The following is a 15,468-nucleotide window of genomic DNA, read 5'->3' as shown; positions in this document are numbered from 1 at the left end:
TCAAGAACCAGATCATGTGTGATCAACCCGCACTGTTCCGAATCCATACTTCGACGCGGCGATTGATGCGGCGGCCCTGATCCGTGATGTTGCACGCTGCCGGGGCGATCTCACCAAAGCCTGCCACATCCATCGTGACACCGCTCAGACGATTACCCGCAAACTCCCGCAACGTGTCACGGAACCCTTCGGCCCGGGCGATCGACAGTTCCCGATTGGACTGAAACGGGCCCACATCGTCCGTGAATCCGACCAGCATGATCGTGGTGTCGGCGGGCTGCTTTTCCAGATAACGCACAAGCCGTTCAAGGTTCAGCATACCCCGCTGCCCCAGATTTTCCGAACCCGTCTGAAAACGGAACGTCGTCGAGAGGCGATCGAAGTCGACCATCAATGACGACATCTCTTGCATGACGTTGCCTTCGAAAGCGTCGACATTTCGGTCGTTCAACTGCGCTGCCCGATCGCTGTCGGCAGCCTGCGCCCGTCGGTCGACACCCAGGTTGATAAAGCCAGCCTTGGTGATGACTTCCTCTGCCGGTGGCGAAATCGCGTAGTCCAGGAAACGCCGCACCGCAGGGTCACTATTGTCTTTGTTGTAAAGATAAAGGGGGCGCTGCAGGGCATATTCTTCGGTTCTGGCCGAGAAACTGTCAGGCGTCATGCTCAGGCCGCATTCATTGATCAGCTTAACCGGCTGGGCCCCACGCTGAAAGGCGAACCCGGAATAACCGATCGCGTTGACATCGCTATTCACGGTCGCAGCCATGTCGTTGTTGTTCTGCGCCACGATGCCGGATGTCGGCACAGCCGGGATGTCGCTATTGAAGACAGTATTATTGAAAACGTCGCGCGTATCGGACCCTTGGGCGTGATTGACGATCGTGATGGGCGCGTCGTTTCCGCCGACATCGACCCAGTTGGTGATCTGTCCCGCATAGATGCTGCGCAACTGATCGAGCGTCAGCGTCTCGACCGGATTGTTCGGGTGAACGATGACGACCAGCGTGTCGAGCGCAAGAATGTGTTCTTGCGAAGGATCGATCATGTTTCCGGCACCCTCGCTGCGCAAGGCGCGGGCTTCTTCGGGCAGAATGCGACGGGCGGACATACCGATCGCCGCAGAACCGTCAAGCAGGGCTTCGAAAGCGTCTGCAGACGAACTTGAACTGACAAGGTAGGCGCCCATCGGTTCTCCAAAGCCTTCATCGGCGACCATTTCGGCAAGCGTGCCGTTGCCATCGCCAGTTGATGTGATGGTGGCCAAGGCTCCACGTGACGCGGCATAGCCTGACAAGAGAAGCGGCATGATGCCCACGCCCAACGTGTCCGACCCCGCCAGCGTCACATCAGCTTTGGTCGTGCCGAATGTCGGGCAGGCATCGCCAATGCAGCTGACCCGGGAGGCCGAGACCCGGATGTCGCCCAGGCCAGTCTTGATGACATAGCTGTTGTCCACGAAGTCGACGAATTCACCGACGATGTTCACCGTGCCGTCCGCCGAGCGCAAAGTGATGTCCGCGGGCATCGCGACATTGGGAAGGACAAGGGCGGCCGACAAGGCCAATGCTGACGCAAGATTGTTTTGTGATGAGAGTCCGGTCCGCGACATCTCGTTCTCCTGTGCAATTTCTTTAGGGATTGAAACGGGGAACTCGTCATGCGGTGCCGATACCTACCCGTGCGTCGCACGGCATAGTTGTCTCACCTTACGTCAAGCTAGGAATGAAATATGTGCGAATTTGGGCGGAATCTGGCCCATTTGATGTGGCCGGATTTTCCGCCACGAATAACGTTGACCTATTTCCAAGAGGCGCGGGTCATTGTGTCGTCAGGCCTTGATCCAGGCGGAGTCAGCACTGGTTTGCCACCCCCGACGATGCAGTTCAGGCGTCTGGTTCACCTCGACGGGATAACCGATGCATAGGTAGGCGGTCAGTGACCATGTCTCCGACACACCCAACGTCCGGCAGACCGATTGCGGATCAAAGATCGAAACCCAGCCAACCCCTATATTTTCCGCCCGTGCAACCAGCCAAAGCGTATGGATCGCGGCAACAGTGGAATAGTTCAGCATTTCCGGCATGGTCTGCCGTCCCAACCCATGTCCGGCCTTGGGGGCGTGATCGGTGAACACTGCCAGATGCAGGGGCGCTTCACGCAGACCGGCCAGTTTGAGCGCATTGTAGGCCTGCTTGCGGTCATCGTCGTAAATCTCGCCCGCTGCTTCGTTCGCACCTTCGAAATTCGCGATGATCTGTTCACGTAATGCGGGTGTGACGACTTCGACAACCCGCCAGGGCCGGGCGTTCCCGACGGACGGGGCCAGATCCATCGCGGCCTGTAGGGTTTTCTTGATGCGTTCCGGAATCGGATCGGTACGAAAGTGCCGAACGTCCCGCCGCCAATTCAAAACATCCCAAAGGGCCGTTCGGTGCGATTCCGTCAGTTCCATCAGGCCTGTTTCCACATTCCCGCTTGCGACGGCAGGAATGCTTCGACCGCGGCTGTGGCGATGACCGCCGTGTCACCCGTTTCGTCATTGGGCACGTTCAGCCCGCCTTTGACCACGCTGACAGCCGCCCGTCCGCGCGGCAGACCCGATTTCAAGGCATCGGCGTCGATCTTGTCCGGCTCTTGCACGGCGATCGTGACCTGCACCCGCATGTCGCGATGATCCAGGCCGATGCTTGGAAAAATCGGCAAGGTCGAGTGCCGGATGGCATCTTCGATCGCGCGCCGGGCGGCCTTTTGGTAATCCATCCCGTGCAGATCGTTGCCCATGCCCATTTCGATGATGATGCGTTGCTCGGTCATGTGCGCTCCATCTCAAAAGCCACGTTGATCGCGACATTGGCGATGATCGTCGGGTTCCCGTCCGGGCGTGGCATGTCGAGGCCGCCATGTTCCGCGCGGATGGTGATCTGGCCATAGGGGAAGACATCGCGGAGCGCTTCGGTATCCACCTGATCGGGCTGTTGCACACCGATCTGCACGTCGATCAGCATCGCCTCTTTCGGAAATCCGAACAGTTCTGCCATGTTGATCGAATTATGCCAAAGCGCATCCTGCAAACCGCGTCGGGCCGCCTGGGTATAATCCTGACGGCGCAGGGACGTGCCCATCCCGAATTCGGTCAAAACGCGGTGTTTCGGCATGGTGCGTCCTTCTCTCTGTTTCGGGATGTCTTAGCGCAAGAACGACATCAGCGCGAGAACCGAAGCGTCTTCGGGTCCCAAATCAGACCTGTATTGCGGGCCAGCCGTTTGCAGCTGTCGGCAAGGCCCAACCGGTTCGACCAGCTGGCCATGGACCGGACCGGGATCGCGTGGATATCGCCGAAGCCATCCACCAGAACGCACTCCTTTGGTCCCAGGCCGCTGCCATTGTCGCGTTGGCCGAAAACAAAATTGTTCGGGTTCATATCGCCGGCCCGGACGCCGTGTTGGAACAGGCGCGCGATCGTGTCGTTCAACAGCGCGATGTGGTCGTCGGTCAGTGTCCCATTCTTGACCTTCCGACCCAGCGTTTCGCCCAAATTGCCATCGGGCGTCATCACGCGCTCGGTCAGGCAGCCAAGACCTGCGTTGGTCGAGACGAAACCGAACATGTGTGACATCGGCGCGTGAAAACCGGGCTCTGGATGGCGCAGCATCACCCGCAGATACTCCATGTATTCCTTGCGGATCTGGCGGATGCGGGTGCTGGGAAACCAACGGTCCATGAGGCCGTTGAACGTCTTGCGCCGGGGCTGGTCGCGATCGGGCTTCAGCACCTTGATCAGTTTGGTGGGATCCGTCGGATGCAGATACACGTCGCGCTGCACGCCGCTCGCCACGAGGTTCGATGGGGGAAGAAACAACGCATGTGTCATCGCCCCGTTACATACGAAGCGGGCCGGTCCATTCAAGTGACAAATGTCGACGCTGCTTAGAACTCAACACCGATCTGCGCGGCGACCCCTGACCTGAACGGATGCTTGACCAACTCCATCTCGGTCACCAGATCTGCCAAATCGATCAGATCCGCATGTGCGTTGCGCCCCGTCAGGACGACATGGGTCATCGTGGGCTTGTGGTCGCGCAGGAAGGTCACGACGTCAGCCGCGCTGACATAATCGTAACGGATCGCGATATTGATCTCGTCCAGCAAGACCATCTTGTTGGTCTCGTCCAGGATCAGCTCTTTCGCCTTGGCCCATGCGGCTTGCGCCATTTCCGTATCGCGGGATTTGTCCTGGGTTTCCCAGGTGAACCCTTCGCCCATCGTGTGGAAGGCGCAAGTATCGCTGAATTTGCCAAGGATCAGGTCCCGTTCGCCCGTCGACATACCGCCCTTGATGAACTGGACAACGGCACATTTCATGTCATGGGCGATACAGCGAAAGATCATGCCGAAGGCGGCAGAGGATTTGCCCTTGCCCTTGCCGGTATGAACGATGATCAGCCCCTTTTGGTCGGTCTTGGTCGCCATGATCTTGTCACGGGCGGCCTTTTTCTTGGCCATCTTGGTGGCGTGGCGATCTTCTTCTTCGGTCATCAGCGGGCTCCTTTCGTCTTTTCGGGCCAAGGGATAAAGGTCAATTCCGGCCAAAGCGCCATCTGTCGCGCGGCCTTTGTATCATGGGTGGCGCGGTTGTCGCGTTTGGTATGGGGCACGAGGCGAAAGCCGAAGACGTCGTTCAGGCCGAAAGGGGCGTAGATGGTGAACGTCTCGTCCGCGTTCAGGCGCATGCCGATTGCATGGGTCTTCGATGCAAAATTGTCGATACCGTCGGTGCTTTGGGTCAAGGCATCGTAGTCCTGACCAAAGTGATCCTTGTACCAAAGATGCACGCGCGCCTGATTGCGGACTTCAACGGGGACGGCGGTGTCGAAATGCTTTGCCGCCCTTTGGATCATACGATCTTCGGCGTCGTAGCTGGTATCAGGGTCGAAATAGAACAGATCGATATCCTTGACGCCATAAAGGGTGGGCCGTCCTGTCAGGTGGTTCCAGACCTGATTGTAGATCGCGCCCGAGACGATCCACCAATCCGGCAGGTCCAGATCTCGCGCCTGACAGAACGCCGTCATAAGTGGCGGGCAGGCGCTAACGATAGAGATCAAGGCCTGCTTTTGTGCCGCCTCGCCTTGATCCGCATATCGCAGATGGGGGCTGTAGGGTGGGTTCTGACCCATCCTAAATCAAAAGACCCGCGATGCGCGCGCGCGCAGAATTGGACTTGGGTTGCCAGAGGTTCCGGTCGATCGCCTCTTGCAGGCGCTGCGCGATTTCCCGCAGTGCGGGCGCATTGGCGTCGGCGATGAAATCACGTGTGGCCTCATCTGCGATGAACGCCTCTTCAACCAAGTCGAAGTGATGATTGTGCACGGCACCGGTCGTGGCGGCAAAGGCGAAGAGGTAGTCCACCGTGGCGGCGATTTCGAACGCACCCTTGTAGCCGTGACGTTTCACTCCGTCGATCCATTTGGGGTTCACGACGCGGCTGCGCACCACCCGCCCGATTTCGTCATCCAGCGTCCGGATGACGGGGCGTTCGGGGCGGGAGTGGTCGTTGTGGTAAATCGGGCGGTCCTGTCCCTGCAGCGTGCTGATGGCGGCCGCCGCCCCGCCTTCGAATTGATAGTAATCGTCGCTGTCAAGAATATCGTGTTCCCGGTTGTCCTGGTTTTGGACAATGGCCTCGGTTTGGGACAGGCGTTGTTCCATCGCACGGCGATCCTTGCGCCCTTCCGCCCCGGCACCATAAGCAAAGCTGCCCCATTCCAGATAGGCCTCGGCAAAGTCCGCTTTGTCGGACCAGATGCGTTCATCGATCAGGGCTTGCAGCCCGGCGCCATACGCGCCGGGTTTGGACCCGAACACCCGGGCCCTGTCCTCGCCACCTTTGGTTCTGGCTGCCGCGGGGTTCAGGTCAGCGGGCTCTTCAAGATCTTGGACAGCGCGTGCGGCTGAGTCGACAAGTGCGATCAGTTGCGGGAAGGCGTCGCGGAAGAAGCCGGAGATACGCAAAGTCACGTCGACGCGCGGGCGACCGAGCACGGTTTGGGGCAGGATCTCGAATCCCGTGACCCGCCTGTTGGCGCTATCCCAGGTGGGTTTGACACCCATCAGTGCCAAGGTTTGGGCAATGTCGTCACCACCCGTACGCATATTTGCCGTGCCCCATGCGGTGATCAGCATGGTCCGCGGCCAGTCGCCATGATCCTGCAGGTGTTTGTCGATCAGCAGGTTCGCAGATTTCCACCCCAATGCCCAAGCGGTCGGGGTGGGTACGGCCCGGCTATCGACGCTGAAAAAGTTGCGCCCTGTCGGCAGCACATCGAGCCGCCCGCGGGTCGGGGCACCGGACGGGCCCGGGCTGACGAAGTGCCCTGAAAGGGCGGTGAGGAGGGCCGACCCCTCTGACCCGCCGCAGGCCTGAATTGTCGGTAAGATGGTGTCCCGAATTTCTTGTAGGACGGCCAGTGACGCTCGCGGGGTGAACCCCACATCGCCCCACCCGCCGTCCCGCACGAGTTTTTGGCTGAAGTTTTCGAGACGTTCGATGGTGTCGCCGTTCGTGCGCCATGTGCTGCTGTTGGCGAGGATGCCGGGTTTTTCTTGCGCAGGTGCGGCCATGTCGCAATCGAGCGGGTCGATATCGAGGTTCAGGTCTTCGGCGAGCGCGCGCAGCAGCGATGCATTCGCCCCCTTGCCGTCCCCGCGCGGCACCCGCGCAAGGGCGATGGCAAGGTCACGTTCCTGCTGGCCTTCCGGCGATTGCCCGAAGACATGCAGCCCGTCCCGGATTTGCGCCTCTTTCAATTCGCAAAGATAGGCGTCGAGCTTCCCCAGATCACTGTCGCTGTCGCCGGTGAAGCCTGCGTCTTTGGCAAGCCCCGTGACCTCTGACAGCGACAGGATTTCGCGCCGTAGATGGTCGATCCGGCGCGGATCGACGCCCGCCGCCTCATAGTATTCATCGACCAGCGCCTCCAGATCGCGCAGGGGGCCGTAGCTCTCGGCACGGGTGAGTGGTGGTGTCAGGTGATCGACGATCACCGCCGAAGTGCGTCGTTTCGCTTGCGTCCCTTCGCCTGGGTCGTTGACGATGAACGGGTAGATATGCGGCGTGGGGCCGAATACGGCCTCGGGCCAGCAGGTTTCCGACAGCGCGACCGCCTTGCCCGGCAGCCATTCGAGGTTGCCATGCTTGCCCATATGCACGATCGCATCCGCCCCCCAATGGTGGCGCAGCCAGAAATAGAAGGCGAGGTAGTTGTGCGGCGGCACGAGGTCGGGGGAATGGTAGGTGTCGGTCGGGTCGATATTGTAGCCACGCGCGGGTTGCAGGCCGACGACGGCATTGCCGAAACGGTAGATGGACAGGGCGAAACCTGTGCTTGTGTCGGGGTTGGATGCCTCCGGCGGTGGGTGAACGGTGTCTTGCAAACGCTCCGGCGGAGCGTTTGAGCCGTGAACGGGCGGAGCCCCGGACTCTTTTGAACAAAAGAAGGGATCATCTTGCGCCTTGCCCCAACGGGTCGTGATTTGGTCCTTGATGTCCCATGGCAAGGCTTGGAAGTATTGTTGGTAGATGTCGAGCGAGAGGAATTCACCGCCGTCCTTGTCCGCCCGGTCGGTCAGCCAGTTGGTGGGGCCGTCCATGATCTGTTGCATCAAGACCGCGCTGTCTTTTGGGACGCTGACGTCGTAGCCCTCTGCCTTCAATAAGTTCAGAACATGAACCGTGGCAGCGGGCGTATCGAGGCCGACACCATTGGCGAGACGTCCGTCCTTGTTAGGGTAGTTGGCGAGGATCAGGGCGACTTTCTTGTCCTTGGCTGCGGTTTGCCGGAGTTGCGCCCAGTTTTTGGTCAATCGGCTCACGAAATCGATCCGGTCGCCGCGCGCCTGATAGGTCGCGATGGGGCATTCGGTGGCTTCGTCAAAGAACGCCTCGCCCTTGAAACTGACCGCGCGTGACAGGATGCGTCCGTCGACTTCGGGCAGGGCCACGTTCATGGCGATGTCGCGCGCCGTCAGCCCATGCTGGCCGTCGGCCCAAGTCCCCTCGGCCGCGCCGGACAGGATGACCTGAAAGATCGGGGCGTTGTTGGCGAGTAGCGGGTTTTCGGGGCTGTCTTCGCCATCATGGGGGGAGCCCACAGCAAAAGCGGTGCAGTTGAGGATCACATCCGGCGGGGCGGCATCGAACAGTGCCTTCAAGGTTGCGGTGCTGACCGGGTCCTTGAGGCTGGCGACGAAGATCGGCAGCGGGTTGAGCCCCGCACGGGACAGACTGCGGGTCAGTTTGTTGACCGGGTTCAGGCCGCCGCCCTGTACCAGTGCGCGGTAAAAGATGATGGGGACGATCGCGGCGTCTTTGGTCCATGACGCCTGAGCTGCGGCGAGGTCGGCAATCCCCGAACCGGGCCAGTAGACGCCGGAGCGCAAAAGCGGCGCGGGTGCGGCTGGTTTTTCGCCGCCATCCAACACCACTTGCGCATAGGCCAGCAGGTTGGCGCTGTTTTGCGGGCCGCCTTCGATCAGGTAGGACCAGAGCGTGTCGTAGTCCTCTTCGCTGACCGTCGACAGGCCGCGCAGCTCAGGGTCGGGTTTGTCATCACCCGGAAGGGCTGCGAAGGGCACGCCTGCCTCGCGCAGGCGGGCGGCATATTGGGTCAACCCGTATTTCCAATAACCAGCGCCACCGAGGATACGCGCGATGACCAGCCGCGATTTGGTCGCGCAATCGTCGAGGTGCAGATCGACCGACATGGGGTGGGTCAGGTGCATCAGATTGGCAAGGCGCAGGGTTGGCGGGTCGGCCATCTCGGCGCGCGCGTCGGAGAGAGCCGCGAGTTCTGTGTCGGCGGCGGATATGATGACCACATCGGCGGGGGTCTGGCCAAGGTCAACAGGCTCTGTGCCGTCGTTGATCGCGCCGGGGATTGCGGCCAGAAGGTGCATCAGGACTGGCCGCCCTGGCCGCGGGGCCTACCTGATGGTTGAAGAGAACGAAGCGCGAGGGTTTCGCAATGCCGGACGACAAAACCGAAAAGGTGGATGATTTGCGGCCGACTGCCGAGGAATTGAAGCGGCAGCAGCGAAAGGCACGCCAGACGGGCGCGCATCCGATGGACAGGCCCGCCGATCCTGCCGAACATATGGACGAGGATGAAGCGAAAGGTCGGACCTTGCGTGATCTGGACAAGCGTCCCGACTGACATCAAAGCGCCTTTTCCATGAAGATTGACCGCGTTGCCGTGGCATAGGGTCCGAACGCATCGCAAGTGGTGTAGCCGTTGCGTGCATAGAGTTTGAGCGCGGCTACGAGCGCGTCACCTGTTTCCAGCTTTATCCGGTCCAGCTTTTCCTCGCGGGCCTGATCTTCGATCTGACGCAAAAGCGCATCGCCGACGCCTTTGCCGCGCGCCTCGTCGGCGACAAACATGGATTTGATCTCGCCATAATCATGGCAGTTTTTCAGCGCGCCAGTGCCCACGATGGTGTCGCCTTCGCGCGCGGTGAAGAAATGGATGTCATGGGCAGCGAGGGCGTCGAAATCGAGAAAGAAGTTCTCTTCAGGCGGGAACAGCGATTGCATCAGCGCATGGCTTTGTTCCAGCAAGGCCATGGCGCCGGGGTGGCGGGGGTCGTTGCGCTCGACGATGATCATCATCGCGTCAAGGCGGCGGCGATCGCCGACTGATCAAGGCCCGCTTCGCCGATCACGACCAGCCTCGTTTCGCGCGGGGCGTCGCCGAAGGGCTGGTCGAAATAAGTGTCGACCCGCGGGCCAACGGCTTGCAGCGTCAAGCGCATCGGTTTGCCGGCGACCGCGACGAAGCCTTTCAGCCGCAGGATATCGTGCGCGCGGATCGTATCGGCGACCTGTACGGCGAAAGCATCGGCGTCGGCGATTTCGCCACGGGTCACCATGAAGCTCTCGAATTCGTCATGGCCGTGTTCGTGTTCATGATCGTGATGGTCATCGTCATCATGATGATGGTGATGGTGGATTTCATGACGGTTGGCGAGGTCGTTTTCCGCCCCCATGCCCTGACCCAGCAGCACGTCCACGGGCAAAGCGCCCATGGCGGTCTTGACGACCTGCACACCGTCGCGGGATTCCGATTTGAGGCGCATGGTCAGTGCGCCAGCCTCTTCTTCGTTCAGAAGGTCGGTTTTGTTGACGACGATCATGTCGGCGCAGGCGACCTGATCTTCGAACAGTTCCGACAGCGGCGTTTCATGATCGAGGTTTTCGTCCTGCGCGCGCTGCGCGTCGACCGCGGCGACGTTGTGCGCGAACCGGCCGTCGTGGACGGCGCGGCCATCCACAACGGTCACGACCCCGTCGACGGTCACCTTGGTCGAGATGCCGGGCCAGTTGAACGCGCGCACCAAGGGTTGCGGCAAGGCGAGGCCAGAGGTTTCGATGACGATATGATCGGGTTTGTCGTCGCGGGATAAAAGCTGTTCCATGGTTGGGATGAAATCATCTGCGACGGTGCAGCAGATGCAGCCGTTCGAGAGCTCGACGATGTCATCCTCGCTGCAGGTCTCGTTACCACAGCCTTTGAGGATGTCGCCGTCGACCCCCAGATCGCCGAATTCATTGATGATCAGCGCGATCTTTTTGCCTTCGGCGTTCTGCAGCATATGGCGGATAAGGGTTGTCTTTCCGGCGCCGAGAAAGCCGGTGACGACGGTAGCAGGGATTTTAGCGGGCATGAACCTGTCCTATGGGATGTGACCAAACGGAATGACGGTCCCTGCGGGACCGCCATGCGGCATGTTTTGTTTGGCGCTTTAGGCCGCGATCATCGCCACCAGCGGCCCTTCGACGATTTCCAGGGCGAGGAAGATACCGACACCTGCGACCATCGCCCCACCGAGGCGGGCGTTTATCGCAGAAGCCTCGGACGCGCCCAGCTTTTGGACAACCCAGCCGGCGGCGATGGCGATCAGGTATTGGATCACCCCCAAGCCAAGCAGATAACCGATCAGAACGGCGCCACCGACCCCACCTTCTTGTTCCGCTATGGATCCGCCGAAGGCAGAGCCGTGGAACAGACCGAAGATCGCGAAAAGGGCGACGGCGGTCGTCGTGCCAAGTGCTTTGCCAGAGAGGACAATACCGCCTAGAACGATCAGCGACAGGACGATGACTGTTTCCGCTAGCGGCATTGCGATACCTGCATACATCAGGCCACAGCCGACCAGCATTGCAGCGATGTAAGCGGCAGGCGTAATCAGCTTGCGCCCGGTGAAAAGGGCCGCGATGCCCATGGCCACGACGAAAAAGAAGTGGTCAAAGCCCAGCACGGGATGCCCAACACCGGACAGGACACCATGCGCGAATGTCTCCATCGGCATACCGTTCAGCGGATGGTGGGCCAAGGCAGGTGAGGCGGCGAGGCTGAGGCCCGCGGCGGTCAAGATACGTTTCATGTCGTCCCCTTTGGATCGCAGTAAAGGGGGAATTTCATGGAGTGGTCGCGGTGTTCACCCCGGCCAGAACCCCCACGGAACACCCCGTCCGTTGTTGTTATCCGGTGCCTTCCCGACGCCGGTGTATGGCTGGTCTCCTGGCTGGCGGGTCTGTGCGTGTTGCGGCCTTCCCAGGGGGTTCCCAGTGGCATTGTCGCAAACGCTCACCGCATACAGTCGCGGGGGCGGCTGTGGCTTGGGGCCTCTGATTTGGATCGACCCGTCCACATTCCCATTTGATCCCCTGATGCTTGGCATCGTCGGGGAACCATACGTGAAATGTTGTGCGCCTTTGCATGCTGCGGCGTCAAGGTGCAATGCGACTTTCGCAGGGTCGGAACCGGCGCGGGCGGCGAAATAGGGAGCCTCCGGCGGGAGTATTATGGCGAAATGATAAGGTGAAGCGCAATATCTTGTGGATAAATCGCCTGATTTGACCCTATCTAGCTTGCCTGCGTTGACTCGGGGGGCGGTGCGGGGACAGAATTTGTCAACTTGAGGGAATCAAGAGCAGGACATTGCCGTGCGGTTTAGCAAGCTACGACTCAATGGCTTCAAGAGTTTCGTCGATCCGACCGATCTGATCATCGCCGATGGTTTGACCGGGGTGGTGGGCCCAAATGGCTGCGGCAAATCCAATCTGCTGGAGGCTCTGCGCTGGGTGATGGGCGAGAACCGCCACAAAGCGATGCGCGGCGGCAGCATGGAAGACGTGATCTTTGCCGGGGCCGCGACGCGGCCTGCCCGGAATTTTGCCGAAGTGTCACTGATCATCGACAATGGCGAGCGGCTGGCGCCCGCGGCCTTTAATGAAAATGACAACCTGGAGATCATTCGCCGGATCACCCGTGATGCCGGTTCGGCCTATAAGGTTGGCGTGAAGGACGTCCGCGCGCGCGACGTGCAGATGTTGTTCGCAGATGCGTCGACCGGTGCCCATTCGCCTGCTTTGGTGCGGCAGGGCCAGATCGCGGAATTGATCAATGCCAAACCCAAGGCGCGACGCCGTATTCTGGAAGAGGCAGCGGGAATTTCGGGCCTCTACCAGCGCCGTCATGAGGCGGAGCTGAAGCTGAAAGGGGCCGAGACGAACCTGATCCGTGTCGATGACGTGATCGAGCAGTTGGCCAATCAGTTGGGTCAACTGGCCCGACAGGCGAAGCAGGCCGCGCGCTATCGCGAGATCGGAGAGAAGCTGCGCAAGGCCGAAGGGATGCTGTTGTTCCGCCGCTGGAAAGAGGCGGATGAGGCGTTGCTGGCGGCGTCCGAGCAGTTGCGTGAACGCACGACCGCCGCGGCGCAAGCCGAGAAAGCAGCGCGTGAGGCGACGAAAGGACGTCAGGTTGCGGAAGAGGCGTTGCCGCCCTTGCGCGAGGAAGAGGCAATCGCGGCGGCTGTCCTGCAACGTCTGCAGGTACAGCGCGATACGCTGAAGGATCAGGAAGAACGCGCGCTTGAGATGATCGAAACGCTGCGATCGCGGATCGATCAGTTGGGCCGTGATATGGAGCGTGAAAGCGGCCTGAACAAGGATGCGGGCGAGACGATCGAGCGGCTGGAATGGGAAGCGCGAGAGATCGCCAAGGTCGGCGAAGGCCACGAGAAGAGGTTGGAGGAGGCGCAGGCCGGAGCGCGGGAAGCGGCAGGTGTTTTGCAGGAACGCGAGGCTGATCTGGCGCAGTTGACCGAGGATGTGGCGCGGTTGGCGGCGCGGCATCAGTCCGCTCAAAGGTTGCTGGACGATAGCCGCACGACGCTGGAGAAAAGCGAAGGTGAGGCGGCGCGGGCCAAAGCGGCTATGGCCGAAGCGCAGGCAGCGCAGGAGAAGTCTTCGACTGACTTTGCGGCGGCGGGTGAGGCGGAAAAAGCCGCCGTTGCCGCAGCTGAAGCGGCTGAGATTGCGCTGACCGAAGCGGAAGTCGCGCGGAGTGAGACGCAGGGCCGGGAGAGTGAGGCACGTGGTTTGCGGTCCGAGGCTGAGGGTGAGGCGAATGCCCTGCGCGCTGAGGTCGCAGCACTCGCGAAACTGGTAGAGCGGGATACGGCTGAGGGTGGCCAAGTCCTTGATTTGCTGCGCGTTCAGGGTGGCTATGAGAAGGCGTTGGGTGCAGCTTTGGCTGATGATTTGCGGGCGCCTGCGGTGGATGGCGACGCGAAGTCCGGCTGGGCTTTGCTGCCTGGATATGCCGCGCCGCAGACCCTGCCGGATGGTGTGGCAGCCCTGACGAATTACGTCACCGTGCCGGAGGTTCTGGCGCGCCGTATGGGGCAAGTGGGTCTTGTCGATCAGGCGGATGGGCCACATTTACAGGCGGATTTGAAGCCGGGGCAGCGGCTTGTGTCGGTTGATGGTGATCTGTGGCGCTGGGATGGGTTCCGGGCCGGGGCCGAGGATGCGCCGTCGGCGGCGGCTTTACGGTTGCAACAGTTGAACCGCCTGACCGAGCTCAAGCGGGATTTGGAAGAGGCGAATGCGACAGCCGTTGGGGCGGCGCAGGCGCATGATGCGCTGACAGCGCTGCTGAAAGAGCAGACGGAAGCCGACCACGCGGCACGGGCGGCCCGTCGCGACGCCGACCGCGCCGTCACCGATGCGAACCGTGCGGCGAGCCGGGCGGAGGCTGATCTGAACCTTGCCAAAGGGAAACTCGAAAGTCTTGGCCTTGCCGTGACTCGCCACGAAGAGGAGGCCATGAATGCCCGCAAAGCCTTAACAGAGGCTGAAAAGGCCGCGCGCGATCTGGGTGATCTGGATACAGCGCGGGCGGGCGTCGAGGACGTGAAGATGACCGTCGAGGCCGCGCGCATCACCATGATGTCGCGCCGCTCGGCGCATGATGAGGTGCGCCGCGAGGGCGAGCAGCGGTTGAAGCGGTCCCAGGAGATAATCAAAGAGATTTCCGGTTGGAAGCACCGGTTGGAGACAGCGAACAAGCGGACGGCGGAGCTCGCCGAGCGCAAGGCCGCGTCCGAGGCGGAACTGGCCGAGGCGACGGCGGCGCCGGAACTGATTGCAGCCAAGCGCGCGGAACTGGCTGATGCGATCGATGAGGCCGAGGCGCGGCGCCAGGGGTCGGCGGACAAATTAGCCGCGGCTGAGAATGCCTTGCGCGATGCGGGCCATGAAGAACGCGATGCTGAGCGTTTGGCCTCAGAAGCACGCGAAGCGCGCGCGCGGTCCGAGGCCCGATCGGATGCGGCGAAGGAAACCGTTGCCTATGCCGCCGAGCGGATTTTGGAGGCGCAGGAGGTCACGCCGGACAAGCTGCTCGAGTCGTTGGGTGTTGATGTCGATAAGATGCCGGATGCCGAGGCGGTTGAGGGCCAGGTCAATGCGTTGAAAAGACAGCGGGATTCACTGGGGGCGGTGAACCTGCGGGCAGAAGAAGACGCGAAGGAAGTGCAGGTTGAGCATGACGCGCTTGTGTCCGAAAAGGCTGACCTTGAGGCCGCGATTGCAGCGCTGCGCAGCGGGATTGCTAGCCTGAACAAGGAAGGGCGCGAACGGTTACTGACGGCCTTTGAGCAGGTGAATGAGAACTTCGGCATGCTGTTTACCCACCTCTTTGGTGGCGGTGAGGCGAAGCTGGTGCTCGTGGAATCCGATGACCCGTTGGAGGCTGGGTTGGAGATCATGTGTCAGCCGCCGGGCAAGAAGCTCAGCACGTTGTCGCTGCTCTCCGGTGGGGAACAGACGCTCACGGCGCTCGCCCTGATCTTTGCTGTTTTCCTGGCCAATCCGGCCCCGATCTGTGTGCTGGACGAGGTCGATGCGCCGCTGGACGATGCCAACGTGAACCGCTTCTGCGACCTTCTGGACGAGATGACACGACGCACCGAAACGCGGTTCCTGATCATCACGCACCATGCGGTCACGATGAGCCGGATGGATCGGTTGTTCGGGGTCACCATGGGTGAACAGGGCGTGTCGCAACTTGTTTCGGTCGATCTGAAAAAGGCCGAACAGATGGTCGCATGACCGCC

The 15,468-nt window shown here is 61.0% G+C and carries 13 protein-coding genes and 1 riboswitch; of the genes, 2 read left to right on the top strand and 11 right to left on the bottom strand.

The features are described 5' to 3' along the window. Positions 1 to 22: 22 nt before the first annotated feature. The 8 genes from V8J85_RS08660 to cobN form a co-directional block, all read right to left on the bottom strand. A complete protein-coding gene (locus V8J85_RS08660; RefSeq protein WP_339953326.1) occupies positions 23 to 1,612 on the bottom strand; it encodes a phosphate ABC transporter substrate-binding/OmpA family protein in 1,590 nt (529 codons plus the stop codon). Positions 1,613 to 1,831: 219 nt separating this feature from the next. Further along, positions 1,832 to 2,455 carry a 5,6-dimethylbenzimidazole synthase gene (gene bluB, locus V8J85_RS08655; protein ID WP_339953325.1) on the bottom strand — a complete coding sequence of 208 codons (624 nt, stop codon included), beginning with the start codon at positions 2,453 to 2,455 and terminating at the stop codon, positions 1,832 to 1,834. Then, on the bottom strand, positions 2,455 to 2,817 hold the full coding sequence (locus V8J85_RS08650; RefSeq protein WP_339953324.1) for a Lin0512 family protein: 363 nt from the start codon (positions 2,815 to 2,817) through the stop codon (positions 2,455 to 2,457). The genes bluB and V8J85_RS08650 overlap by 1 nt, the downstream gene beginning before the upstream one ends. After that, positions 2,814 to 3,158, bottom strand: a complete 345-nt coding sequence (locus V8J85_RS08645) for a Lin0512 family protein (protein ID WP_339953323.1) — start codon at positions 3,156 to 3,158, stop codon at positions 2,814 to 2,816. Before V8J85_RS08645 ends, V8J85_RS08650 begins: the two co-directional genes overlap by 4 nt. 47 nt (positions 3,159 to 3,205) lie before the next feature. Further along, on the bottom strand, positions 3,206 to 3,874 hold the full coding sequence (locus tag V8J85_RS08640) for a YrbL family protein (RefSeq protein ID WP_339953322.1): 669 nt from the start codon (positions 3,872 to 3,874) through the stop codon (positions 3,206 to 3,208). Between the two features lie 56 nt (positions 3,875 to 3,930). Further along, the gene (gene cobO / locus V8J85_RS08635) at positions 3,931 to 4,539 is read right to left on the bottom strand and encodes a cob(I)yrinic acid a,c-diamide adenosyltransferase (protein WP_339953321.1); all 609 of its coding nucleotides are present in this window, start codon (positions 4,537 to 4,539) and stop codon (positions 3,931 to 3,933) included. After that, on the bottom strand, positions 4,539 to 5,180 hold the full coding sequence (locus V8J85_RS08630) for a nucleotidyltransferase family protein (protein WP_339953320.1): 642 nt from the start codon (positions 5,178 to 5,180) through the stop codon (positions 4,539 to 4,541). The genes cobO and V8J85_RS08630 overlap by 1 nt, the downstream gene beginning before the upstream one ends. 1 nt (position 5,181) lies before the next feature. After that, positions 5,182 to 8,958, bottom strand: coding sequence for a cobaltochelatase subunit CobN (cobN, locus tag V8J85_RS08625; RefSeq protein ID WP_339953319.1), 3,777 nt, complete (start codon positions 8,956 to 8,958; stop codon positions 5,182 to 5,184). Positions 8,959 to 9,026: 68 nt separating this feature from the next. Here cobN and V8J85_RS08620 point away from each other — a divergent pair, with 68 nt between their 5' ends. Further along, complete coding sequence (locus V8J85_RS08620; RefSeq protein ID WP_339953318.1) at positions 9,027 to 9,215, top strand: hypothetical protein; 189 nt, start codon at positions 9,027 to 9,029, stop codon at positions 9,213 to 9,215. Between the two features lie 2 nt (positions 9,216 to 9,217). Here V8J85_RS08620 and V8J85_RS08615 read toward each other — a convergent pair whose 3' ends face one another. The 3 genes from V8J85_RS08615 to V8J85_RS08605 form a co-directional block, all read right to left on the bottom strand. Continuing rightward, positions 9,218 to 9,670 (bottom strand): GNAT family N-acetyltransferase, encoded by a 453-nt coding sequence (locus tag V8J85_RS08615; RefSeq protein ID WP_445285886.1) that lies wholly within the window; start codon positions 9,668 to 9,670, stop codon positions 9,218 to 9,220. Beyond that, a complete protein-coding gene (gene cobW, locus V8J85_RS08610; RefSeq protein WP_339953317.1) occupies positions 9,667 to 10,725 on the bottom strand; it encodes a cobalamin biosynthesis protein CobW in 1,059 nt (352 codons plus the stop codon). The genes V8J85_RS08615 and cobW overlap by 4 nt, the downstream gene beginning before the upstream one ends. A 78-nt stretch (positions 10,726 to 10,803) precedes the next feature. Then, the gene (locus tag V8J85_RS08605; protein WP_339953316.1) at positions 10,804 to 11,445 is read right to left on the bottom strand and encodes a HupE/UreJ family protein; all 642 of its coding nucleotides are present in this window, start codon (positions 11,443 to 11,445) and stop codon (positions 10,804 to 10,806) included. Between the two features lie 110 nt (positions 11,446 to 11,555). Beyond that, positions 11,556 to 11,772: riboswitch (cobalamin riboswitch) on the bottom strand. 235 nt (positions 11,773 to 12,007) lie between these two features. On the opposite strand from V8J85_RS08605, the gene smc reads away from it, so the two are divergent. Further along, the gene (smc, locus tag V8J85_RS08600) at positions 12,008 to 15,463 is read left to right on the top strand and encodes a chromosome segregation protein SMC (RefSeq protein ID WP_339953315.1); all 3,456 of its coding nucleotides are present in this window, start codon (positions 12,008 to 12,010) and stop codon (positions 15,461 to 15,463) included. The last annotated feature ends 5 nt before the right edge of the window (positions 15,464 to 15,468 follow it).

Origin of the sequence: Yoonia sp. 2307UL14-13, from assembly GCF_037572755.1 — a bacterium.
Lineage (GTDB): Bacteria > Pseudomonadota > Alphaproteobacteria > Rhodobacterales > Rhodobacteraceae > Yoonia.
This window is presented reverse-complemented; position numbering and strand designations above follow the sequence as displayed.